This window comes from Fodinibius roseus (genome assembly GCF_900129315.1).
GTDB lineage: Bacteria > Bacteroidota > Rhodothermia > Balneolales > Balneolaceae > Fodinibius > Fodinibius roseus.
The window spans coordinates 57,545-82,677 of sequence record NZ_FQUS01000012.1 but is presented as its reverse complement, the minus strand read 5'-3'; the positions used below and the strand labels follow the sequence as shown (position 1 = coordinate 82,677).

At 54.1% G+C, this 25,133-nt stretch carries 18 protein-coding genes; 11 read left to right on the top strand and 7 right to left on the bottom strand.

The window, feature by feature from the left end:
* Positions 1 to 111: 111 nt before the first annotated feature.
* The 4 genes from BUB16_RS12095 to BUB16_RS12080 all read left to right on the top strand — a co-directional run bounded on the left by BUB16_RS12095 (position 112) and on the right by BUB16_RS12080 (position 3,915).
* The gene (locus BUB16_RS12095; protein ID WP_073064468.1) at positions 112 to 1,410 is read left to right on the top strand and encodes an MFS transporter; all 1,299 of its coding nucleotides are present in this window, start codon (positions 112 to 114) and stop codon (positions 1,408 to 1,410) included.
* Positions 1,411 to 1,521: 111 nt separating this feature from the next.
* Positions 1,522 to 1,698: a histone H1 gene (locus BUB16_RS12090; RefSeq protein WP_073064465.1), complete on the top strand. Its 177-nt coding sequence runs from the start codon at positions 1,522 to 1,524 to the stop codon at positions 1,696 to 1,698.
* Positions 1,699 to 1,901: 203 nt separating this feature from the next.
* Positions 1,902 to 2,387: a PH domain-containing protein gene (locus BUB16_RS12085; protein WP_073064461.1), complete on the top strand. Its 486-nt coding sequence runs from the start codon at positions 1,902 to 1,904 to the stop codon at positions 2,385 to 2,387.
* Entirely contained in the window at positions 2,380 to 3,915 is a 1,536-nt protein-coding gene (locus BUB16_RS12080) for a PH domain-containing protein (protein ID WP_073064453.1), read from the top strand. Before BUB16_RS12085 ends, BUB16_RS12080 begins: the two co-directional genes overlap by 8 nt.
* 4 nt (positions 3,916 to 3,919) lie before the next feature.
* On the opposite strand, the gene BUB16_RS12075 is transcribed toward BUB16_RS12080, so the two are convergent.
* The 6 genes from BUB16_RS12075 to BUB16_RS12050 form a co-directional block, all read right to left on the bottom strand.
* Positions 3,920 to 4,120 carry a hypothetical protein gene (locus BUB16_RS12075; protein WP_073064432.1) on the bottom strand — a complete coding sequence of 67 codons (201 nt, stop codon included), beginning with the start codon at positions 4,118 to 4,120 and terminating at the stop codon, positions 3,920 to 3,922.
* 57 nt (positions 4,121 to 4,177) lie between these two features.
* The gene (locus BUB16_RS12070; RefSeq protein WP_073064429.1) at positions 4,178 to 4,651 is read right to left on the bottom strand and encodes a hypothetical protein; all 474 of its coding nucleotides are present in this window, start codon (positions 4,649 to 4,651) and stop codon (positions 4,178 to 4,180) included.
* 494 nt (positions 4,652 to 5,145) lie between these two features.
* On the bottom strand, positions 5,146 to 6,243 hold the full coding sequence (locus BUB16_RS12065) for a fatty acid desaturase family protein (protein WP_073064427.1): 1,098 nt from the start codon (positions 6,241 to 6,243) through the stop codon (positions 5,146 to 5,148).
* Between the two features lie 316 nt (positions 6,244 to 6,559).
* Entirely contained in the window at positions 6,560 to 7,399 is an 840-nt protein-coding gene (locus BUB16_RS12060; protein WP_073064425.1) for a ZIP family metal transporter, read from the bottom strand.
* A 304-nt stretch (positions 7,400 to 7,703) separates the two neighbouring features.
* Complete coding sequence (locus BUB16_RS12055) at positions 7,704 to 8,792, bottom strand: YncE family protein (protein WP_073064424.1); 1,089 nt, start codon at positions 8,790 to 8,792, stop codon at positions 7,704 to 7,706.
* 7 nt (positions 8,793 to 8,799) lie between these two features.
* Positions 8,800 to 10,812, bottom strand: coding sequence for an Ig-like domain-containing protein (locus tag BUB16_RS12050; RefSeq protein WP_073064422.1), 2,013 nt, complete (start codon positions 10,810 to 10,812; stop codon positions 8,800 to 8,802).
* A gap of 481 nt (positions 10,813 to 11,293) precedes the next feature.
* Between BUB16_RS12050 and gcvP the strand changes: the two genes are divergently transcribed.
* Entirely contained in the window at positions 11,294 to 14,236 is a 2,943-nt protein-coding gene (gcvP, locus tag BUB16_RS12045) for an aminomethyl-transferring glycine dehydrogenase (RefSeq protein WP_073064419.1), read from the top strand.
* A gap of 202 nt (positions 14,237 to 14,438) precedes the next feature.
* Here the strand turns inward: gcvP and BUB16_RS12040 are convergent, their stop codons facing one another.
* Positions 14,439 to 14,894: an OsmC family protein gene (locus BUB16_RS12040; protein WP_073064418.1), complete on the bottom strand. Its 456-nt coding sequence runs from the start codon at positions 14,892 to 14,894 to the stop codon at positions 14,439 to 14,441.
* A 148-nt stretch (positions 14,895 to 15,042) separates the two neighbouring features.
* On the opposite strand from BUB16_RS12040, the gene BUB16_RS12035 reads away from it, so the two are divergent.
* The 6 genes from BUB16_RS12035 to BUB16_RS12005 all read left to right on the top strand — a co-directional run bounded on the left by BUB16_RS12035 (position 15,043) and on the right by BUB16_RS12005 (position 24,842).
* The gene (locus tag BUB16_RS12035; RefSeq protein ID WP_073064416.1) at positions 15,043 to 15,588 is read left to right on the top strand and encodes a gluconate 2-dehydrogenase subunit 3 family protein; all 546 of its coding nucleotides are present in this window, start codon (positions 15,043 to 15,045) and stop codon (positions 15,586 to 15,588) included.
* A gap of 253 nt (positions 15,589 to 15,841) precedes the next feature.
* The gene (locus BUB16_RS12025) at positions 15,842 to 17,554 is read left to right on the top strand and encodes a GMC oxidoreductase (RefSeq protein WP_073064411.1); all 1,713 of its coding nucleotides are present in this window, start codon (positions 15,842 to 15,844) and stop codon (positions 17,552 to 17,554) included.
* A 187-nt stretch (positions 17,555 to 17,741) separates the two neighbouring features.
* Complete coding sequence (locus BUB16_RS12020; protein ID WP_073064409.1) at positions 17,742 to 19,961, top strand: alginate lyase family protein; 2,220 nt, start codon at positions 17,742 to 17,744, stop codon at positions 19,959 to 19,961.
* 147 nt (positions 19,962 to 20,108) lie between these two features.
* The gene (locus BUB16_RS12015) at positions 20,109 to 21,572 is read left to right on the top strand and encodes an alkaline phosphatase D family protein (RefSeq protein ID WP_073064407.1); all 1,464 of its coding nucleotides are present in this window, start codon (positions 20,109 to 20,111) and stop codon (positions 21,570 to 21,572) included.
* Positions 21,573 to 21,592: 20 nt separating this feature from the next.
* Entirely contained in the window at positions 21,593 to 23,158 is a 1,566-nt protein-coding gene (locus BUB16_RS12010; RefSeq protein WP_139240294.1) for an arylsulfatase, read from the top strand.
* A 340-nt stretch (positions 23,159 to 23,498) separates the two neighbouring features.
* The gene (locus BUB16_RS12005; protein ID WP_073064404.1) at positions 23,499 to 24,842 is read left to right on the top strand and encodes a sulfatase family protein; all 1,344 of its coding nucleotides are present in this window, start codon (positions 23,499 to 23,501) and stop codon (positions 24,840 to 24,842) included.
* Positions 24,843 to 25,133: the final 291 nt, after the last annotated feature.

Sequence of the window (25,133 nt, the reverse complement as noted above, 5' to 3'; positions counted from 1 at the left end):
CCATTCATAATAGGAGTCCGCCGGAAGCCGGACACATTTGAATACACGCAACAGTCTTTGCTGTATTCTGCAGGCTTCCGGATTATGGCAATATGCAACGGATCCTCCATAATGAAAACAAAAAAGCAAGAATCAACCGTTTCCCTTTTTTCATGGGCGCTCTACGACTGGGCCAACAGCGCTTTTTTTGCCGTTATTCAGACGTTTGTCTTTGCGACCTATTTTATGCAGTCGGTAGCTGAAAATGATACGCTGGGAAGCACCCAATGGGGCAACACCATCGGGGCGGCGGGACTGGTGATCGCAATTTGTGCTCCTTTTGTAGGTGCTGTTGCCGACCAGATGGGCCGAAGAAAGCCGTGGATCGGCTGGTTTACCCTGCTGGCGATCGGAGCCACTGCGGCATTGTGGTTTGTGGCCCCCTCCCAGCAATTTGTGTGGTTGGCGCTGGCGCTGGTATTCTTCGGAACCATAGGATCGGAATTTGCCATCATCTTTTACAATGCCATGCTGCCCGATCTTGCCTCGGAGGAGCGCATGGGGCGATGGTCGGGCTGGGCGTGGGGACTGGGATATGCCGGGGGACTGGCCTGTCTTGTCGTTGCACTGTTCCTGTTTGTGGATGTGGAACAGCCGCCTTTCGGATTGGATAAAGCCGCCGCCGAGCATGTCCGGGCAACGTTTGTGCTGGTCGCGGTCTGGTATGCCCTCTTTTCCATTCCGATGTTTATGGTTACGAGTGATCGTCCCTCTACCGGGATCAACCTCTCCGAAGCGGTCAAATCAGGCTGGGGACAGCTGAAGAACACGGTGAAGGAAGTCCGAAAGTACCGGCACATTGTTCGTTTTTTAGTGGCCCGCATGGTGTTTATCGATGCCCTGGCTACCGTCTTTGCTTTTGGGGGGATCTATGCGGCCGGCACGTTTAATCTCGGGGAGCGCGAGGTACTGATGTTTGGCATCGGACTCAACCTGACGGCCGGATTGGGGGCGGCGACCTTTGCCTGGCTGGATGACAAGCTGGGCAGCCGCACAACGATGCTTCTCTCGCTGGTGGGACTGATTGCCTGTACGACAGCCGTTCTGCTGGTATACGAGGTGCTGTTCTTTTGGGTCTTCGGCCTGTTGCTGGGCATCTTCGTGGGCCCCGTCCAGGCGGCCAGCCGGACGTATATGGGGCATGTTTCCCCGCCGGATTTGCAAAATCAGATGTTCGGTCTTATGGCCCTTTCCGGCAAGGTAACGGCATTTATGGGCCCACTGCTGGTCGGATGGCTTACGTATATAGCGGACAGTCAGCGTATAGGGATGAGTATTATTGTAGTCCTTTTTGTGCTGGGATTCATATTGCTTTTTCGGCTGCCGGACGCTGAAGAGGTAAAAAGAAACAGACGTTCATCCACGCCGTAAAAAAATAATCCCCATTTAACAGATAAAATGGTACCTTACAGGGCTTAAATTGGATGATATCATCCCGGGAGAAATTACTCTCAGTTAACATAAACTCAATATAAAAATACTATGAGCCGATTTGATGAACTCAAAGGCATTGTAACAGGAGTCGAAGAGGATATGACAAAATTCTACGAGAAAGGAAATAAAGCAGCAGGCACCCGGGCTCGTAAGGGATTGCAAGAGCTTCGCAAACTCTCGCAGGAAGTTCGCCTTGAAATACAGGACATTAAAAACAACAGTTAAGCTGCTGTTGTTTTCTTTTGGAAAGCCACTGAAAAGTGGCTTTTTTTTATTTACAACGGGCTTTTGAAAAAACAGGAATTTTGACCAATTTCAATATCAAAGCCTGAGCGGATTCAACCCCTCAGCATATATATATATATAAGAAGCCTTTGCAAAGATTTCTATAATTTAAAAAGGGTGAATACCGCCTTCATAAATTATTCATGCGCACCTCTCCCAAACATAAGCTCTCCAAATCTGCTATTAAAGCATGGCGTATTTCGACGCTTATTTTTATGCTTTTCCTGTTTTTGGTCCCCCTGACATTGTGGATGTACAGCTATTTCGGCGACGGACAGCTGTCGTTATGGCTGATTATAGCCATAACGGTACTGCTGGTTGTTGTTGCGGCACTGGTGATATTGTTTGTCCCTGAAGTTCGCTGGCAGCGGTGGTCGTACCAGGTGGATAAGCATGAAGTTGACCTGCAGAGCGGAATTTTTATTATTACCCGCACCCTGGTACCCATCAAGCGGGTACAGCATGTTGACACGCGCCAGGGACCCATTCTTCGTTCTTATGGACTGGCGGATGTCACTATTTCCACGGCGGCTACGACGCACCGTATCCCGGCTCTCAACGAAGAGACCGCGGAACAGATGCGCGATCAAATCTCTAAATTTGCCCGGTTAGCTAAAGAAGATGTCTGAGCCCCAACGCCAGCATCCGGTTGCGGCTCTAACCAAGGCGCTGGATGTCATACGCGGAAATTTTATTACGATTCTGATCCTTCTTTTCATTGGCGGGGGGGATGAGGATATCCTTCTGGCCTACTGGATATTGGGTATGGCCGTCATCCTGCTTGTATGGGGAGTCGTTTCATGGTATCGTTTTAGTTTTCAGGTAGCGGAGGGGGAACTGCGGATCGAACAGGGCGTGTTTGTCCGAAAGAAACTGTATCTGACCTCCGACCGCATACAGGTTATCGATATAAGCGCAGGAGTAATACAGCGGCTGTTCGGACTGGTGGCTGTGGAGATCAAGACGGCGGGCAGCAGCTCCAAGGAAGCAAAAATAAGTGCCCTGACCCGCCAGGAGGCAGAAACCCTGAAGGCACAGCTTCGGCGCGTTATCAACCAGGCGGAGGGGGCGGAGCCGCGCGGCAGAGAAGGAGAAGCGGGGGAAAGGATAGAGGAAACCGAGCCCCGGAAGAGCTATGCCATCGCCCCGCGCGACCTGCTGATTGCCGCTACGACATCGGGACGCATGGGGGTGGCCCTGTCGCTGGTGGGAGCGGGGTTTTCACAGATCGATCAGGTGGTGTCGGATGAACGGATGGTCCGGTTTATCGAGAATAATATCCCGCAATCCACTTCGGCCTCCCTTATTGTGCTTTCGATTACAGCCGTTTTGGTTATCTCCTGGGTCTTTTCCTTTTTGTCGGCGCTTATCGCTTATTATGATTTCAAGGTGGAGGTTCGGGAAAAAGAGCTGGTCATTTCACAAGGGTTGTTTGAACGGACCCAGCTTACGGTCCCCTTCAACCGAATTCAGGCCGTTCAGATCAAAGAAGAGCTGATGCGTCAGCCTTTCGGCTATGCTTCCCTGGTGATCGAAAGTGCGGGCTACGGCGAAAGCGAAGGGAATTCTACCACGCTTTTCCCCCTGATTAAACGGGAGAAGATGTATGATTTCCTGGAGGAGGTATTGCCCGAATATAATGTTGCCATTGAAGGGGAGGACGATCATGCACCACCGCTGCGGGCGCTGCGTCGGTACCTGCTGCGGATGCTCTGGTGGTCGCTCCCGTTTATACTTATTTTCTGGGCCATCTTTCCCTCATACGGCCTGTATGGATTGGTACTGTTGGTTCCGGCCCTGTTGCTCGGGTACCAGCAGTACCGGGATGCTGCCATCCGCACCGAAGATCATACCATCGTGCTGCGCGCCCGCCTGTTGAGTAAAAGAACGGCCATTGTAAAAAAATACCGGATGCAGGCCACCACGCTAAAGCAAAACCCCTTTCAGTCGCGCTTGCAGCTGAGGGACTTTACCCTCCATGTGGCCAGTGGAAACCAGGGGCGCTCTTTTACCGTCCGTGATCTGGATGAAGGGGACGCGGGCAGGTTTTGGGCATGGATGCTCCATGAGCCGTTGTCCGCCTCCGGGGGAAAGAAACGCTCGCCCGGAGACAATGGCAATGATGCGGAGTCGCTGTCTTTTTCCGAAGATACGTAGCGCGTTACTCTTCCCGGTAGGAAAGTTCTATGTCAAAGCGCAGCTTCCGTTCATCCTCGATGGCTATGTCCGCTTCCGAATCGATATTGGGGGTGTCAAGGTTGCTGATCTGACAGCTGCAGTCTTCATCGATGTATTCCCCCACAGCATCAGAGATAAGACTTTCGAGCTGGTGGACAGACAGTGTTTTTAACTTATTACTCATCGGAGATCTGGTTTGAACTTAATATTTTTGATTTAAGAGAGGGTTTGTGCAAAAAAGTTATCCGAAAACGAGATAGTTATAGATTCCGAGGGTGCAGGCGCCATAAATAATATGCAGGCTCAATACGTAATAGGGAATCATTGGTCCCCACGACCGGCCCATGATGCCCGGATCCGGGATGGCCTTTCCGCTGCCGATGGCCGGGTGGGTATCGGCCAGAATACCCATCATCGTTCCCACAAAGATACCGTGAGCGAACCCCCAAAGCATGCCAACCGGCCAGTCAGGGGTCACAACCATAGCCCGGAGCAGAATAACATAGAGGACGCCCCATCCGGCCCCGATCAGCAGGTGCAGGGTAATGCCTGTCACATACACTTTGGACCGCTCAGTGATATCGACAAAACGGGTGCCGATGAGATAGGGAATATCCAGGTTTTGTCCTCCGAGCTTGAGCAAGTAGATGAAAAGGGTTAGGATAATAGCGCCGATAAAGCCTGCGAGTGCTGCAATGAAGAGATTAACTTCCATAAGCCCTCTTATTTTAAGTTGACCTTAACGAAACCTTTGCAAAACCGTTATTTTGCCCAATCTCTGCATTTTCGCGATTTCCATATTCTCATGTATAGTCATCAATACACTGCGGTTTTGAAATCGTTCAGGCTTTGATATTGATATCGAACAAAACTTCTGGTTTTCCAAAGACTCCTTAACCTAAATGATAATAGAAATAAAAATCCCACTTTGCATTTAAATGTAACAGAAGAAAGACATCTATGCTACCCATAACTATTTTTCTGCTGATTTCGTGCCGGCGGACTGTTCAAATCTACCCGTCGTTATTGAGAAGCTTGGCATTATTCCACTTTCCTGATCGTGCGACATACCGGCCAAGACAATCATCGGACGCCGGGGCCAGCCGTTTGATGAGACACGGCAGATTGCACAGCCATTTATCAGAATGGTGATAGTTCCGGGCTCAACGCAACGACTTCCGGTGATATGACGACATACATGGCGAGGCTTTACGCACCTTCGGGATTGGGCTGCCGGCCGAATTTTTTGAGTGTATGGTAATGGGATTTCACGGCTGTGGCCAGTGACTCCTGGTAATTGTAGGGAATATCGTGCTTCTCGGCCACCGATCGCACAATCGAGCTTATTTCCGGGTAGTGGATGCTGCAGATCTTGGGAAACAGGTGATGCTCGATCTGGTAATTGAGTCCCCCTATATACCAGCAAAGCAGCTTGTTGTCATGGGCAAAATCGGAAGTTGTTTCCAGCTGATGGATCATCCAGGTATTTTCGATATTGCCCTCTTCATTTTCCGTGGGATGTTCGGTGCCCTCAACGACATGGGCAAGCTGAAAGATGATCCCCAGAATGATACCGGCCGTAAAATGGAGGATTAAAAAACCGATGGCGAGCTGCCACCAGGTGATGGGAAGGAGCATATAGGGGAGGACGAGCATATAGCCGTAGTAGACAAGCTTGGTAATGACGAGCGTAATCCACTCTGAAACAGGGTGAGACTTATTCTCATAGGGACCTAAACTGGATTGAAAGAAGTATTTGTAATCCTTGATAAAGACCCAGAAAAGCGTGGCAAAACCGTACGCTATAAACGCTAACAGGTGCTGAATGCGGTGGATAGGCTTGTGTTCGGCATTGGGAGAGAGCCGGATAAATTCCGCTACTTCCAGGTCCTCGTCATGTTCATAAATATTCGTATAGGTATGGTGGATAATATTATGGGTGATTTTCCATATATACCCGTTGGCTCCCATCAGGTCGAAGGTGTACCCCAGAATTTGATTGACATATTTATTCGGGGAGTAAGCACCGTGGAGGGCATCGTGGGAAACGGAAAAACCGATCCCGGCCATGCCGATACCCATGACGAAACAGAGAAAAGCCATGCCCCAGAGTCCGACGCTATTGCTGATAATCAGGCCGTAGGCCCCGAAGTACAGCGTCAATAGAATAACGGTTTTCAGGATCATTTGTCCGTTGGCGTGACGGGACAGGTTGTTTTCTTCAAAGTAGCGACTTACTTCCCGCTTTACGTTTCGGGAGAAATCCTTTTTGTCCCTGCTTTTGAACGATATCCTGGTTGGTGCCATATGTTATGAGAGCCCTAAAGTAAAATTAACCTATCGTTATAATAAACTAAAATAAGGACAGGAAAAAAAATGGTTTACGAAAGCCAACGGCTGAGCATCCGATTTTGTTTTGTTTCGGATTGTGATTGGCGGGCTCCTCCTTTGGTTGAATACGCCTGCAGTCATACATAAAGATAAGGGTTTTTCACTTTCACACACGGACATTCGGGAAGGAGGGGACGGGTTGCGGTCGAAATTGCTCAGCCCGGATTCCCACTACCGGGCTCCCGGTTAAGACCGCAAATGAGGGACCGGGAACGGCAGGGTGTGGAGGGACTCAGCCCAGGGCTACGTCCAGGATCATCATAATGGTGAACCCCAGCATGGTCCCGAGCGTAGCGATATCGGTATTACCGCGGATCTGAGATTCCGGTATCAGTTCTTCTATGACCACATAAATCATGGCGCCGGCCGCAAAGGCGAGGGCATAGGGCAGTATCGGCTGTATCATTAACACGGCCGCGGCGCCAATGACCGCGGATATGGGTTCTACAATTCCTGAAAGTTGTCCGTACCAAAAGCTTTTGCCGACCGACAGCCCTTCCCGGCGCAGCGGCATGGAGACGGCCGTACCCTCCGGGAAATTCTGGATACCTATGCCGATGGCCAGCGTCACGGCGCCCATTACGGTAGCACCACCCGCAGCCTCAATCCCGGACGCCGCCGCTCCGAAAAGCACCCCGATGGCAAGTCCCTCCGGAATATTATGGAGCGTAATCGCAAGCACAAGGAGCGTGGCCCGTCTCCAGCTGGTCGGCAATCCCTCCGCTTCTTCGACCGGCAAGCCGATATGAAGGTGGGGAAGGTAGGCATCACAAACCCGCAGGAAAATACCGCCGGAAAGGAATCCGATAACAGCAGGCAGCCACTCGATGATACCCTGAGCCGCAGCCATATCGATCGCCGGCACCAGCAGCGACCAGAAACTGGCGGCAATCATCACGCCGGCGGCGAATCCCATCATGGCATCCAGCAGTTTGTAGTTTATTTCCCTGGTAAAAAAGACAAGCGACGCGCCAAGTGCAGTTAGCGTGTAGGTAAACAAACCGCCGAAGAGACTCTGGGTAACGGGACCCAAACTAAAAAACAGATCTGTAAGCTCAGCTAATGTAATCATCGGATGATTGATCGGTTATATTTTTTTATAAAACAAAGGATAAGAAATTTTAATCTTTTTCAAAATAAAAAATTAGCGTAGGCTAACAATTTTGAAACCCCGCTTTTTTTGCGGTTTCGGGGAAGGATTAAAAAAAGAACAGGTCCGGGGTAAGTTAAATGCGTGAAATGCAGTCTTAAACAGGGGGACAGACGATTTTCAATTAAAAATGAAAAATCCTCAAATTATAAATTGAGGGGAATAGCCGGGGTACTGTATATCTTCTTACGAGAACTATATACTTAGAACTTAATATTTTTAACCATCAGTAAGTTGTCTTCCAATAGACAATGCCCCCGGCCTGCTTGCCGACTTCTATCACTTCCACCCGCTGAAGAGCCTGAAGGTCAATGACATCCACCGAGCCGGCCTCCCCCCCGATGCCTTCCACCGATATGAACGCATACCGGCTGTCGGGAGCGATGGCGACGCCGTGGGGTATCCTGCGGCTGTTCGTAATCCTGGCCACTTCTTTTCCCGATTGCAGGTTCCAGATGCCGGTGGCTCCCTCTCCTTTATAACTGGCGACCAGCCATTGTCCGTCATGGCTTATTTCGAGATTATACGGCGCCTTCCCGGTGTTATATCGACGGCTCACCTCCCACCTTTGGGTATCCACTTCGACAATTTCATTCGATTTGTTGTTGGCCACATATACGAGGCCCTGGGTCGGATGCGGATCGACCCAGGTCGGCTGGGCTATGGCTTCGGTCTTTCCGGGAGGATTTGCGGCAGATGAAGCGGAAGCTGATTCTTCGGGTGCAACAGAAAGACGCCGGCTGATCTTCAGGGCGGACGCATTTATCTCTATCAGCTCGTCCGTCATCATGGAAACATGGTACTGGTACCGGCCGTCTTCGCTCATGCGCGAACCGTGGGGCATAATACCGGTGGTGATTTCCGAGACCACGGTCATGGCCCGGGGATCGACCACCGAAACGGTACCGGGTTCCATATCGCCGTGGAGGTTGAAGTTTACCACGTACAGCAGTCCGGTGACTTTGGACATTTCCATGCTGGCCGGAAACATGCCCAGCTCGGTGCGGCTGACAAACTTGTTGCCGCCCGTTGTAAACTTGTATAGCCAGCCGTACGGATTGCCGTGTGCCAGGGAGAGGAACCAGTAGTCGCCCTCAATCCCCACATTGATGCCGTGGGGACCTTCGTTCTCCGTGGGAAATTGTCCCACAGCAATACTATCACGGATGTCCCCCTCCCCGCTGCGGGCATCGAAGGCGAGCTGGTATACCTTGTCCTCGGACTCGGCCGCGACGTACAGGTGGTGGGTCTGGGCTGCGGTATGGTGGCAGAACCCGGCCAAAAACAGTACCAAAAGAAGTAGCACACGTTTCATAATAAAACTAATCCGTCAGTTTGAGCGCCCAGAGCCCGGAGTTCCAGTCGGACACGAAAATATATCCCTTGTATGGGTGAGGTCCCCAGCTCATGGCAGCATTGGGAATACGTCCCCGGTGATGTGTGGGGACGAACCGGGCAATCTCGCGTCCCTGCTCGTACAGATTTCCCATCAGCTCACCGGAGATATCGACCACGCGCAACCCGGCATTGTAATAAGCGACGTACAGCGTATCCCCTTTCACCCAGAAATTATGGGTCCCCGCTTCGGGCACCCGGTAGCGGGCCACTTCCTTCGGGTGGTCCCACCCGCCTTCAAACTTTATGAAGTGGATCCATCCGGCCGGTATGGTCGGTTTATCCTGTACAAACAGTCCGTTGGGAAAAGCCTCATCGCCGGCAATGACGTAGAAATCACCGGTGGACTGACTCCGGAACGGGAAGGCCGCGTGATTCCAGCCGCTGGGATAGCTGTAGCTGCCCAGTTGTACGGGATTTTCGGGGGAACCGGTCCCCACCTCATGCGTTTCGGGAGAGTCGGCCGCCGGCGTACTCCCCACATCCACCGCCACGACACCGTCATCCCAGTTCGAAGAATATGCGATACCGTCCTCCACCCATACATCGTGGACGGCGTGGCCGGGCGTATCCAGTTCAAAACGACTGACGGTCTCGGGATTCCCGGGATCACTGATGTCAATAATATCATACCGGCGCCCGTTGTTGACGGCATACACGTGATCCTCATAAATAAAGGCGTTGTGCACCCCGCCCGTGAGTCCCTCGCTGTATTCGGAGATGATCTCCACCTCGTGCGGATTTCGCACATCCAGGATCACGATGCCGTTTTTACGATCGGAGGCGCCTTCTCGCGTGATAACGCCTACGCGTCCGTCTTCCGATATTTTCACGTCGTTGACCGTGCGCGCATCCACCGTTACCGTGTCGATGATCGTCATATTCGCCGGGTCGGTGACATCCCAAAAATACGCCTCTCCGTTGCCGCCCCAGGTGCCGGTGACGGCGTAATCGTTGCCGTCAACGCCCTCCCAGACCCAGAGATCCGAAGTGTGGACGTCACCCACGAGAGCGTGTCCCACTACCTCTACCTCCCGCTGGATATCCCGCGCCTCCACCCCGATGGTCTGTTCGGCAAATACGGTACCGGCCCGGGCGAGGACGGTGTAGGTGCCGGGCTTGCGGGCGACAAACCGGCCGTCCTCTTTGACCTGTGCCGGGGACGCTTCGCCCCGGTTGTTATCCGGCTGAGCGGCCAGGGAATATTCCACGGGCATATCGTCAATAACCCGGCCCTCTGCGTTTTTGGGACTGGCCGTGAAGCGTACCACATCGCCGGTGCGGGTCTGCTGCTCCCCCTTGCGGGTCAGCTCAATGGTGGTAACGGGATTAACCACCACTTCGGTCCGCCGGCGGGCGGTGGCCTCTCCGGCTTGCGCGGTAATGGTGACGGCACCGGGTTTTTTTGCATGCAGCTGCCCGAAGTTATCCACATAGGCCACGGAGGAATCAGAACTGGTGAGGGTGACTTCCCCTGGATTGCGATCGAACCCTTTCGCATCCGTAACCGAGAGGGTAACCGGACGTCTGGTGTCGGCATACATGCGCCCGGGCCGGCCGGTAAAGGCGATGTCGGTGATGGGAGGAAAACTCACTTCCACGGGAATGGTGGCCGTCAGTCGCTGGTTACCGGGGGTCAACGCATAAGCCTGGAGTTCAAAGGTGCCGGGCTGCAGCCCTTTGACCAGCCCGCTGCGGCTCACGGAAACGCTTTCGCGGCTGAGAGAATAGAAGAATACGGAGTCGTGGACCGCATTGCCGCCGGCATCCCGGACGGTTCCTGTGAGCCGGGCCGTCTCGTCGACTTCGAGGGACAGTGTTTCGGGGATTACGGCAATCCGGTAGTTGCTGTCAGACTGCTGACCATAACACGAAGTAACAACGAACAGGAGGAGACAGGCACAGGCAGCAGAGAGCAGGGAATGTTGAAAAAGCTTCATATATTTTATGATTGATTACAGGAATAGTTATAAGGCAGCTTGCAAAACCGTTATTATATCCGATGTCGGCTTACCGGTCGGTTGAAGTTCTCAAATAGAGGCTATATGCTGCGATCCCAACCTCCCTCCGGCTTTGACGTTGAACAAAATTCCTGGTTTTTCAAAAGGTCCTCTATAACGTGGCGTTTGGCTGCTGAATTCAGCTGAGGCTGTAACACAAACATAATGTTTTTTCTGAGTGGTGATAACAGCAGGTACTGTTTAAAGAAGTATCCTCAGGATAAAATAGCTGCACGGCTTTTTATACGGCATATTTTTATGGCAACCTTTCTTTATTGATGTTCCATGACTGTTAATTTTACCATCGAATGCTTACCTTCCTGCATTCTCAAACATGGAGCCTGAAGAAGCTGTGAGAGATCCTTTTCACAAACCCCAAGTTGGTTATTGATTTAACTTTTTGCAACAAAAATTAGCATAAATGAGCATCAATTTTAACAAAGAGCGCTTTCTGCACCGCCACATAGGAACGAACCCCCGTCAAATCAGGGAAATGCTCTCTGCCATCGGCGCCTCGTCGCTGGATGAACTGATGGACCAGACCGTTCCGAAGAATATTCGCCTGACCCGGGAGGTGGAATTGGATGAACCGATGAGCGAGTACCGGTTTCTGGAGGAGTTTCGCGAGCTCGCTTCCGAAAATAAGATTTTCGACTCCTATATCGGCATGGGCTACCATGAAACGCTGACGCCCAATGTTATTTTACGCAACGTGCTGGAGAATCCGGGCTGGTATACGGCCTATACGCCTTACCAGGCAGAGATCGCCCAGGGACGCCTGGAAGCACTGATCAATTTTCAGACGATGGTGGCGGACCTGACGGGACGTGAGCTGGCAAATGCTTCGCTGCTGGATGAGGGGACGGCCGCGGCCGAGGCGATGTCGATGTTTTATGCGATGCGGCGCGGGAACAAACGGAAAGGGGCCCACACCTTTTTTGTCTCCGAAGGCTGCCACCCGCAGACGATCGAGGTGGTAAAGGGACGGGCGGAGCCGCTGGATATCGAGGTTATGGTCGGCGACCACGGGGAGCTTGATGTATCGGATCCGGAGCTGTTCGGTATCCTGCTGCAGTATCCCGGGACGGATGGGTCGGTCGCGGATTACAGCGGTTTTATTGAAGCGGCACGGGCTCAGGGCAACCAGGTAGCGGTTGCCGCGGACCTGCTTAGCCTCACGCTGCTGACGCCTCCCGGGGAGATGGGCGCCGACGCGGTGGTGGGGACCACCCAGCGGTTCGGCGTGCCGATGGGCTTCGGGGGTCCCCACGCCGGCTATTTCGCCACCCGGGAGAACTATAAGCGCAAGATACCGGGACGCATTATCGGGGTGAGCAAAGACGCGGAGGGGAATCCGGTGTACCGGATGGCGCTGCAGACGCGGGAACAGCATATCCGCCGGGAGAAGGCCACCTCCAATATCTGTACGGCCCAGGTGCTGCTGGCGGTCATAGCCGGATTTTACGGCGTTTATCACGGTCCCGGGGGACTCCGCCGCATTGCGGAGCGCATTCATGGGCTGGCCAGGGTCATGCACCGGGGACTCCAGTCCCTCGGTTTTTCCGTTGAACACGAGCACTATTTCGATACGCTGAAAGTGCGTCTTGAAAGCAATGCCCGCAAGGAGGAGCTAAAAAAAGCGGCGCTGGCCCGGCAGATAAATCTGCGCTATTTCGAGGACACTTCGGTCGGTATCGCCTTTGACCAGGTGAAGGACCTGGATGATGTGGACCAGCTGCTTTCCCTGTTTGCGGGACTCGAGGGAGCGGGAGATGAAAGCGACGATGGAGAGTCTGATCTGCAGGTGGACGTTCGGCAGCTTGCCGAGGGCGTTACGGTGGATTACCCGGATTCCCTGACCCGTACCTCCTCCTATATGGAGCACGAGGTTTTTAACCTGTATCACACCGAGCACGAAATGCTGCGATACCTGAAGGTGCTGGAAAACCGGGATTTGTCCCTCGTACACTCCATGATTTCGCTGGGCTCCTGCACGATGAAGCTGAATGCCACGGCTGAAATGATTCCGCTGACCTGGCCCGAATTCAGCAGCATCCATCCCTTTGCCCCGCAGGACCAGGCCCGGGGCTATCATCTCCTGTTTGAAAAATTTAAAGAGCAGCTGAAGGCCGTTACCGGCTTCGAGGCGGTCTCGCTGCAGCCGAACTCCGGGGCCCAGGGCGAGTTTGCGGGACTGATGACTATCAGGGCTTATCACCGGCACCGGGGGGAGGAGCATCGGAGAGTGACCATCGTGCCCGATTCGGCCCACGGCACCAATCCCGCCAGCGCGGTGATGGCCGGCATGGAAGTGGTGGTTACGCAGTGTGACGAGCACGGGAATATTGACCCGGATGATCTCCGGGAGAAAGCGGAACAGCACAGCGAAGATCTGGCGGCGCTGATGGTGACCTATCCCTCCACCCATGGGGTGTTTGAGGAGGATATTAAAGAGATATGCCGGGTGGTGCACGATTACGGGGGACTGGTATACATGGACGGGGCCAATATGAATGCGCAAGTGGGACTTACGAGTCCCGCCGAAATCGGGGCCGATGTCTGTCATTTGAACCTGCACAAAACGTTCTGTATTCCTCATGGCGGGGGCGGTCCCGGTATGGGTCCCATCGTGGCCACCAGGCAGCTGGAGCCTTTTCTACCCGGCCATCCCGTGGTAAGCACCGGCGGCGGGCAGGCCATTGACGCCATTTCAGCCGCGCCCTGGGGAAGCGCAAGTATCCTCCCCATCTCGTACGCCTATATCAAGCTGATGGGCAATGAAGGACTGACACGCGCTACGGAAATAGCGATCCTGAACGCCAACTACCTGAAAGATCGTCTGGAGGAGCACTACCCGGTTCTGTATACCGGCCAGAACGGCCGGGCGGCCCATGAATTTATCGTGGACCTGCGACCCTTTAAACAGTCGGCGAATGTGGAGTCGGTGGATGTGGCCAAGCGCCTGATGGATTACGGTTTTCACGCCCCGACCATGTCCTTCCCGGTGCCGGGAACCCTCATGATCGAGCCCACCGAGAGCGAATCGAAAGCGGAGCTGGACCGTTTTTGCGAGGCGATGATCGCCATCCGGGAGGAGATCCGGGCCATTGAAAAGGGAGCCTCCGACGCGGAGGACAATCCCCTGAAGAACGCCCCTCACACCATGCGCACCGTCATGGCCTCGGTGTGGGATCATCCCTACAGCCGGGAAGAAGCAGCCTTTCCGCTGGATTACCTCCGGTTCGACAAATTCTGGCCGGCCGTCAGTCGCGTCGATGATGCGTACGGTGATCGCAACCTTATGTGCAGCTGCGTGCCGATGGAGGCCTACAGCGAGGGACAGCAGCCGGCGGCCGTGGATTAATATACAGTCTCACCCATGGCTCTGCCTGTGGCGATGGCGACGACCATGGACTCACACCGGCAGGGGTTGTTTATCTTATCGTTGCAGATCTCTGGGCAGAAAACTTATTGTGAGTCCGCGGACGGAGATAAATTCGCTTCAAGAGCGTTCTGAATATTTTAGACTGATCCTGTATCATCTGGATTGAACTCTGTCCCCGGGATTATTTATGCGTTATGGAACTCTCGATCGTGATATCGCTCAGCAGGGTCCGGTGCACCGGGCATTTTTTTGATATATCCAGGATGCGATCGACCTGTTTGTCGGTGAGATCGCCTTCCACAATCACTTCTTTTTCAATGACGTCAATTTTACTTTTGGGGTCGTCGCAGTGGTCACAGTCTTCGGCGTGACGCTTATTGTGACGCAGTTCCATATACACGTCATCCACCGGCCAGCCTTTGTGGCGGAGGTACATCCTGATGGTCATGACCGTGCATGATCCCAGCGACATCAGCAGGTAATCGTAGGGATCGGGTCCCTTGTCTTTTCCGCCTTCCACCGAGGTGGGCTCGTCGGAGGTCAGTTCATGCTTCCCGGCGGTGAGGGTGGTGGTAAATGTTTCCTCTTTCGGCAGATGTACGTGAACAATCTTTTGCTTGTCTGAATCTTTAGCCATAAAATAGTCGGTATATTGATTAAATAAATGAATGCGTAATCTACCCAGATATTACCACTTTTTCTTCTTTTGACTCGCGAATGTTGACAAGAATGGATAAATGAATATATTAGTGGATAGTATTCACCCGTAAAATCAGTAAGACGATATGGACAGACGATCAGCTTTAAAGAATATGGCTCTGCTGGGAGGGGGCGTGATCCTGGCTCCATCGTGTACGTTCAGTGAAGAGCGGGTATCCATAGCCCTGAATAATTTAAATGTTTCGGGGCGGCAGGAGAAGCTTCTTGCCGGCATCGTGGAAACGTTTATTCCGGCGACCGGTGACGCGCCCGGGGCGAAAGCCCTGAAGCTGCATCACTTTGTACTGGTCATGGTGGACGATTGCCGGGGCGAAGAGGACCGGCACCGGTTTGTACGGGGACTGGATCAGGTGGACCGGCTGGCGGAGCATCGATACGGGGCCGAATTTACGGACTGCACCCCCGGAGAAAGAGAACAGCTGCTCGCCGCTGTGTTTGAGGGACAACCGGAACTGAAATCCGGAGGTGAAGCGTATGAGGATGCCGGGGAATGCCTGGCCATGACCAAACAGTATGCGATCCGGGGCTTTTTAAACTCGGAGTACGTGATGACCGAAGAACTTCCCTACCAGCTGGTGCCCGGACATTTTGACGGCTGCGTAACGCTATAGTGAGCTGAAGATTTTTAAAAGGATGTTGAAATCGTGAAAATGTAGCAATTGGGCAAACGAAGGTTTTGAAAAGGTCTTTTGAAGGAAAAGATGAACGGGCTAAGGAAAAGGCAACGGGGCCTCTGCTTCGGCTATTTCCGCCAATTTATAATTTCCTTATTTATAATTTTTCATTGAAAACCCTCAGGCTCCCTGTTTTAATACTGATTTTTATGCATCTGAATATTAATAATTTCTGTAATTCGATAAACGAATGGCGAACATAAACATCGACAGCAAACAGCAGCGGACCTACGACGCTATTGTCATCGGTTCCGGGATGAGCGGGGGATGGGCGGCCAAAGAACTTGCCGAACAAGGCGTTAAGACACTGGTCCTGGAGCGCGGACGGGCGGTGGAGCACGGGGAAGATTATCCCACCACGAACATGATGCCCTGGGAGTTCGAGCATCGCGGGGAGGTGCCGCTGGAAATCCGGGAAGAAAATCCCGTGGTGAGCCGCTGCTATGCCTTCAGGGAAGATACCGAACATTTCTTTGTCAGGGACACCGAGCACCCGTACGTGCAGGAGAAGCCCTTTGACTGGATTCGCGGGTACCAGGTGGGCGGGAAGTCACTGCTCTGGGCACGCCATACCCAGCGGTGGAGCGACTACGATTTCGAGGGTCCGGCGCGCGACGGTTTTGCCGTGGACTGGCCGATCCGCTACGAAGATATTGCTCCCTGGTATAGCCATGTGGAAAAATTCGTGGGTATTTCAGGTAACGAGGACGGAATCCCACAGCTGCCGGACGGCGAGTTTTTGCCGCCGATGGAGCTGACGTGCGTGGAAAAATATTTTAAAGAGCAGATGTCCGAGCAGTATCCGGATCGCCCCGTGATTATTGCCCGCTGTGCCCACCTGACGGAGCCCCAACCCATACACCTGGAGCAGGGACGGGGCAAATGCCTGCACCGCAACCTGTGTCAGCGGGGCTGCCCGTTCGGGGCCTATTTCAGCAGCAACTCCTCGACCCTGCCGTGGGCCCGCGACACCGGCAATATGACCATGCGTCCCCATTCGGTCGTACATTCTATTATTTATGACGAGCAGAAGGGCCGGGCCACAGGCGTACGGGTGGTGGATGCCAACAGCAAGGAGATGATAGAATACTACAGCCGGCTGGTCTTTGTCAATGCCAGCGCCCTGAACAGCACTATGATCTTGCTGAATTCAACGTCCAATCGCTTTCCCAACGGTTTGGGCAACGATAATGGACTGTTAGGCAAATATGTGGCTTTTCACAACTACCGGGGCAAAATATCGGCGGAATACGAGGGGTTTCCTGACCGGACGACCTCCGGTCGGCGTCCCACGAGCGGGTACCTGCCCCGTTTCCGGAATGTCTTCCGCCAGGAAACCGACTTCCTGAGAGGGTATGCCGCGGGATTCAGTGCCAGCCGGACCTCCCGGCGGGATACCGATCAGGTCGGAGAATCATTGAAAAAAAGCCTGCTGAACCCGCAGCCGGGTCCCTGGCGGGTCGGCTCCCATATGATGGGCGAGACAATCCCGAAAGTAAGCAACGAGGTATCCCTGCATCCGGATAAAAAGGATGAGTGGGGGATGCCGCAGCTTGCCGTCTCGGTGGATTATGACGAGAACGATGAAAAGATGCTCGAGGATTTTTTTGAACAGCTTACCGGGATGTATGAGGCAGCCGGCTTCAGCAATATCCGGACCAGCGATACCAGGCAGGCGCCGGGACTGGATATCCACGAGATGGGGGGCGTGCGGATGGGCCGGGATCCCAAAACGTCCCTGCTTAACAAATGGAATCAGCTGCATTCCTGCCGCAATGTCTTTGTGACGGATGGCGCCTGTATGACCTCCACGGGCACGCAAAACCCTTCGCTCACGTATATGGCACTGACGGCCCGGGCGGCCAATTATGCCGTGGGAGAGATGAAGAAGGGAAATATATAATTAGGAGCGAAGTCTGTAATTACAGGAAGGGGAAAAGGCTGTCGGTACAAAAGACCTTGTCGGGCAACTGTTTACTTTTATAGAATTTGCTGTTGAAGGGAAATTTTGGGAGGCGGGGGACTGGATGGGGAACCGATTCCGGGGAAGGCAAGATATTACTAAAACAGATCACTAAAACTCACCGGCTATGTACAATTGGATGGTGTTACTACTGTGGGGCGTGGCCTTTGTACCCGTACATCCTGTTACGGGTATGCATACGGCTGCTGAAGGTACCGAAAAGGGGAATATGGAAAAAGGACCGGTTTTGCAGCCGGTAGAACTTTTTCAGGCGGATTCAACGGACTGGCGGGCGATAAGGAGCGTTGAAGAGGTCTGGCGTGCTTATCCGGACCGGGTTCGGTTTCTGATGGAACAGCTGGATCTTGATAAAGCGGGACTCGAAAAAGTAAGGGTAGCCGTGCAAAAAGGGGATACGGTTGAGGCCGCCAAAGCTTTAATAGCGTATTATAAGGAATCCAATTCGGGGTTTTGGTTAAGAGACATGGCGTTTGAGAGCATTGCGGGGACTGATATCCGGGAGGCAAATAATCTCCTGGAAAACAGGGTCAGCTTTAGCGGGGAGGACGTAGCCCTGCCGGTGGCTGACAACGGAGGATGGCCGTGGTATTACAAAGGACCTGAAAAAGACAGCGAGTTCGCCTATTCGCTGAATGGTCACCAGTATATTATCTCGCTTCTGAAGGCATGGCAAAAAACGAACAGGGAGGAATATGTAAAAAAATTTGACCGGCTCCTCAGAAACTGGATCATACACAACCCGCTGCCCAGTGAACAGGATTCGATGTATATGGTGCTCAATACGTCCACGGAAACCCTGGACTGGCGGGATATTACGGAGGTCCGGTGGCGGGATATCGAAGCCGGGCAGCGCATGGGGGCTACCTGGCCCCAGACTTTTTACGGGTTCCAGCAGTCCGGTGCCTTTTTGCCCGCCACCCGCCTGCTCATGCTCTGGAGCATCGCCGAACATGCCGCCTACCTGCGGGCATATCACAAGGAGGGACATAACTGGACGACGATGGAAATGAACGGGCTGTCGCTGGTCGGGCTGGCGTTCCCGGAATTTCAGCAGGCCGAAGCATGGTCCCGCTACGCCCTCGAGGTGATGCAGAAAGAAATTAACAATCAGGTATACCCCGACGGCACCCAGACGGAGTTATCCACGAAAACACAGTGGGTGGCGTTAAAGCGTTTTGAGTCGCTGGCGGATAATTTCGGGCAAGCGGGACAGGCGGTCCCGGGGAGCTATGTGGAGCGGCTGGAGCAGATGTACCGGTACCTTGCCTACAGCATGCGCCCCGACGGACACCAGCCGCTGAACAATGATTCCGACCGGGAGGATCTCCGGCCGAGAGTCCTGGAAGCCGCCGGCACATACGGGCGGCCGGACTGGCGCTGGATCGCTACCAACGGCCGGGAGGGACAGCCGCCCGGGGGTGTGCCGTCGGCGGTTTTCCCGTGGGCCGGCATTCATGTGATGCGCGATGGGTGGGGCCCGCAGGCCCAGTGGGGGTTCTTTGATACGGGTCCCTTCGGCACCGGCCACCAGCACAGCGACAAGCTGCACCTGTCGGTGTCCGCCTACGGGCGGGACCTGCTGGTGGACGGGGGACGCTATACCCATGAGAACTACTTTAGTTTTGACCCGACCACCTGGCGGGGGTATTTTCGCAGCTCATTTTCCCATAATGTGATTCTGGTCGACGGAGGGGGACAAACCAGCGAATCCAACCGGGCCGAAGCGGCCCTGGTATCCGGGGACGATTACCTGAACAGGCCTGGTTTTGACTACGCGCGTGGCACCTACGGGGGAGCCTATGCCGGGGCCGCGGGAGGGGCGGCCCATACCCGCGCGGTGCTGTATGTGCGGGGACGATACTGGGTGGTAGTGGACCGCATCGCCACGGATCGCCCGCGTGAAATTCAGGCCCTGTGGCATTATGCCCCCGGGCTGCCGCTGCAAAGCGAGGGGCACCGGCAGGTGGTCTCGACCAGCCCGGGCGGGGCCAACCTGCGCATCACCCCGGCCGGTCCCGGTGCCATGGAGTGGACGCTGGAGGTTGTAGAGGGCCAAACGGAGCCGGTTATCCAGGGATGGTACAGCGAGACCTATGGCCGGAAAACCCCGAATCCCACGGCGGTCTACAGGGCGGAGATCGACGGCGATGTGGTCTTCGGCTGGGTGTTGACGCCCGCCGGCGGGGAGGTCCCGCCCGTGCGGGCAACGCTGCTGGAGGCTACCCCCCGGCAGGCCAGGATCCGCGTGGAGGTGGAGGGCGAACCCCCTGTCACAGCCACGGTCCCCCTGCAGGAGGGGCTCTCGCCGTTGGTAGAAACAGAATGAGAATGAAAAGGTTGCGTTAGATGCCGCCTTTTTTATTTTGTAAGCGGGACATTTTGGCGCCCGGCTATTCGTGATGGGATCCGGTGTCAGCTTGATACAGCTTTTGGAGAAGTCCGTCAAAAATATATACATAAGACTGATAACACGATGTCCAAAAATAACAGAAGGAGCTTTTTAAAAAAGATAGGTCTGGGATTTCTCTCTTTTTCAATAGGGGATTATATCCCCCTGTTCTCATGGGTTAAAAGCGCCTTCCCGGGTTACCGTTCAGAGCGGATTGTTTATTTTACGACCGGGTTCAAAATCTCGGAAGTGAGCCGGCATTCCGCCATCATCTGGACGCGGCTGTGTGACCGGGAAACCCCGAATCCCATTCAACACAAAAGGCGACCGGAGGTCTTTCGTCATCCTATTGATTTTGACGAAGAGCAGCCGGTGGAATCGATGGACGGGGGCGTGGCCGGCGCAGAGGGATATGTGCGGGCGAGGGTATTCAACGCAGAGGAGGAAAAGGTCTCCGAATGGGTGAAGGTGGAGGCCGCCGATGATTACACGGCCCAAATACCGTTTGATGATCTGCGGGAAAACCAGGCATACCAGGTTGAAATTGAGGGCCGTCCTTCTTTACCGGATAGCGCAACAGTAGCAACAGGGGAATTTACGACCGCTCCCGGCCCGGACCGTGTTCGGCGGACCTGTATAGTGACCTCGACCTGCCAGTATTTTTGGAGCTTTGATGACCGCCGGCGAGGGTTCAGGAGCTACGACAGCATGAGAAGGCTGGATCCTGATTTTTTTATTCACACCGGGGATTATGTGTATTATGACAAACCAGGCCCCCTGGCAAAGACGGTGAAGGAAGCACGTCATAAATGGCATGCGATGGATTCCCGGCCGTCCCTCAAAGAGCTGTATAAACGGGTGCCCATCTATATGGTGAAAGATGATCATGACCTGCTGAAAAACGATGTGTTCCCGGGATCCGGCGGGTATGGGGATCTCACTTTTGAGGATGGTTTAAAGCTGTGGCACGAAAATGCACCATTGCAGGAGAAACCTTACCGCACCATTCGCTGGGGAAAGGATCTGCAGGTATGGCTGGTGGAGGGACGGGAATATCGGTCGGCGAATACCCGGGAAGATGGTCCCCGGAAAACGATTTGGGGAGAGCGGCAGGTTGCCTGGTTTAAAGAAACCATGGCCTCTTCCGATGCGACGTTTAAACTGCTGTTTTCGGCTACACCGGTGGTGGGGCCGGACCGGAAAAATAAAAATGATAATCATGCCAATTCGGCTTTTGATACGGAGGGCGAGTGGCTGCGAGAATATTTGTCCGGCCAGGAAGGGGCTTTTGTTGTTAACGGCGACAGGCACTGGCAGTATGTTTCCCGGGATCGCGAAACAGGGTTGGTTGAAGTGGGATCGGGGCCTGTCAGCGATTGTCATGCCCAGGGTTGGGATCCGAATGACATGCGGCCGGAGCATATGTTTCTGCGGGTCAAAGGGGGATTTTTGAGCATCACGGTTGACCGGGAAGAGGGAGAACCGTACCTATCCTTCCGGCATCACGATGTAGAAGGTTCCGTCGTGAATGAGGAAATTTTCAATTAAATAAATTATTTACTAATCAAATGAATTCCAGGCTCTTATTAGAATACTGCGTATATCCTGTAACATTGTTGTTTGTCGCCTCCATGCTTGTCGGCTGCGGTCAGGCGTCCGGGGACCGAAATGAATCTCCCCGGCCCAACATCGTGTTCATCCTGGCCGATGACCTCGGTTACTCGGATATCGGGGCATACGGATCCGAAATAGAGACCCCGAATCTGGACCGGCTGGCGGACAACGGTATCCGGTTTACCCAGATGCATAATACAAGCAAATGTTTTCCCTCGCGAGCGGTGCTCCTGACGGGACAATATGCCCAGCGGGTGGGGATGAGCGAGTCACCGGGGGATTTCGAGCAGGCGGTGATGTTCGGGGAAGTGCTCAGCGGGGCCGATTACACTACCATTTTTGTGGGAAAGCATCACAGTACGGATAATCCCTACGAGTGGGGTTTTGATCACTACTGGGGACTGCGCGACGGGGCGGCCAACTACTTCAATCCCGGTGAGCAGCGTCCCGGGGACCCGGGTCCCCCTGCCCAGAAACAGGGCTTTTACCCGCGGATCTTTGCATTCGACGACTCGCTGGCTGAACCCTACACGCCCCCGGAGGATTACTACGGCACCGACAGCTGGACCGACTGGGCGCTGGAGCTGCTGGGCCGCTATGAAGAGGACCCCCGGCCCTTTATGCTGTATTTGTCCTACCAGGCCCCGCACGATCCGCTGCAGGCCCCACGGGAGGATATCGAGAAATACGAAGGAGTGTATGACGTCGGTTATGAGGCTATTGCCCGGGCCCGCTACGAGCGACAGCGCCGGATGGGACTGCTCGACGAGCGCTACCCGCGATCAAAGCCGACCCACCGCCCCTGGTCAGACCTTGACGACTCCACGAAGGCCGACCAGCTGCGGCGGATGCAGGTCTATGCCGCCATGATCGACCGGCTGGATCAGAATATCGGGCGACTGCTCGATTACCTCGAAGAGCGGGGCGAGCTGGACAATACGCTCCTCATGTTTGCCTCCGACAACGGCGCCTCATCCGAGGTCGTGCAAATCGGGGAGGGACCCATAGGCAGCATGACCCGGTGGGCCTCGCTGAAAGAAGACTGGGCCAACGTGGCCAATACCCCATTCCGTTTCTACAAGAACTACTCCCACGAAGGGGGCACGGCCACGCCCTTTATCGTTCACTGGCCGGAGGTCATCTCCGAAGGGGGACAAATTGATCACAGCCTGCTTCATTTTATCGACATCATGCCCACGCTCGTTGAGGTAAGCGGGGCGGACTATCCCGACGAGTACCGCGGCGAATCCATGCATCCCATGGAAGGCGTCAGCCTGCTTCCCCTGCTTAAGGGAGATTCCATAGAGCGCGAGCAGCCGCTGTATTACGAGTGGAACAGTGGACGCGCTATTCAGACCGGAAAGTGGAAGCTGGTGCGCTGGGAGGATGACTGGGAGCTGTATGACCGGCAGACCGACCGCACGGAAACAACGAACCTGGCCGAACAGCACCCGGATGTGGTCGATCGATTGGCATCCCAATGGCAGGAGTGGGCCGGGGAGATCGGAGTAGAAGAATAATCCTTGTTCCCCACCGGCAGTCAATCTGCAGGAAGGTTGTCCCCATGGCGGCTGGGATTAAACTGAAATAATTCAGCCCGGAGGCAAAAAAGTTGGTATGCTTATAATTTTTCAGTAGTTAAAATAAACCGGGTAATATCAGGGAATAGATCAAAAGATGCTTTTAAGGATGGATTTTAAATACAAAGTATATACAAAGGCCTCGCTTATAATCTTATGGTACCCGTTAATTTTTTTTCTTTTCGGGGAATACGGCAATAGGCCAGCAATTGGAAAGAAAACCTGCCGACTCCCCTCCGATTAACAACCTGTGAATACACTAACTGATAAAAAAAACACCATGTTTAAAAACGTAGCTATAGCCTTTACTTTGATAGTTTTTTTTGCACTGGGGCCTGTAAATGCTTTCGCCCAGGGGGACAAAGCCGGCGAACACCCGAATTTCATCATCATCTTTAATGATGATCTCGGCTACGGGGATGTCGGCCGCTCCGGCTCGCCGCTGATCCAGACGCCTCATATCGACCGGATGGAAGCCGAAGGAGTCAAACTGGCCCACCATTACTCCAGTGCCAACGTGTGCACCCCGGCGCGGGCGGGACTCCTGACCGGCCGGTATCCCATCCGGACGGGACTGGCCCACAGCGTGCTGTTTCCGGATGATAATCACGGCTTGCCGGACGAGGAAGTTACCCTCGCCGAGGCCCTCAGGCAGGAGGGATACCGGACCGGCATGGTGGGCAAGTGGCATCTGGGAACGGTTGATGTCTCCTGGCCCACCGGCAACGGCTTCGATTATTTTTACGGGCTGCCCTACAGTAATGATATGAGTCCGCTTCCGCTGTACCGCAACAAGGAAGTTCTTGAAGAGCCTGTCGATCAGACCACCCTCACCAAACGGTATACCCGGGAGGCCGTTCAGTTTATCGAAGAGCAGCCGGATGAACCGTTTTTCCTCTACCTGGCCCATTCGATGCCGCATGTGCCGCTGTATGCCTCCGAGGCGTTCCAGGGACGGTCTAAAGCGGGCTTGTACGGGGATGTGATCGAGGAGATCGACTGGAGCGTGGGAGAAGTGCTCGGAGCCCTGGAGCGGCAGGGCATCGACGAGAACACCCTGGTCATTGTTACCAGCGACAACGGTCCATGGTTCGAGGGCAGCTCCGGCCGGCTGCGCGACCGCAAGGGGGCGGCAAGCTGGGAAGGGGGACAGGGCGTGCCGTTAATTGCCCGCTGGCCCGGACAGATTCCACCGGGGGTCAGCTCGGATGCGATTACGATGAACTTTGATCTGTTTCCCACGCTGCTGGCACTGGCCGGGGCAGAAGTGCCCGGGGACCGGACCATCGACGGGAAGAATATCTGGCCGGTGTTGCAGGGCGGAGAGCAGTCGCCTCACGAGTATCTCTATTTCTTCAACAACCAGGAGATCACCGCGGTACGATCCCAGCGCTGGAAGTTTGTGGTCCGTTCCTACTACCGGCGGGGACTGACCCGCTTCGAGGGGGAACGGGGAGGGGAGCCTCATTACTATGACCCGGGACTGCTGTTCGACCTGGAGTGCAATCCCTCCGAACAGTTCAGCTATACCCGGGAGCAGCCCGGGGTGGTCGAAGAGATGGTGAAACGGCTGGAAAGAGGGAGGCAGGAACTCGAACCGCTGGCCAGGGAAGAGGAAGAGTAACGCCTGCTCCCCCAAAAGAACGAAATTACAATACACCACCCTATGAGGATGGACTATAGTACTTTTAAATATAAATTAAAACGTTATGTTCTCATGTAATTTGCGAAGTGGGCTCGCCGGGCAGCCTTCTATCTTCCCGGATATCTCAGGACAGATGCGGCGTGGTCAGCGCCTGTTTTGCACGCTTTTTCGCTGGCCCGAAAGAGAAAGCCAAGATACATATTTCGTTATGAGCTATGTTAATGCTTACTATTAAAAATGTTGGATTATGAACACTGTTCGCTCGTTTGG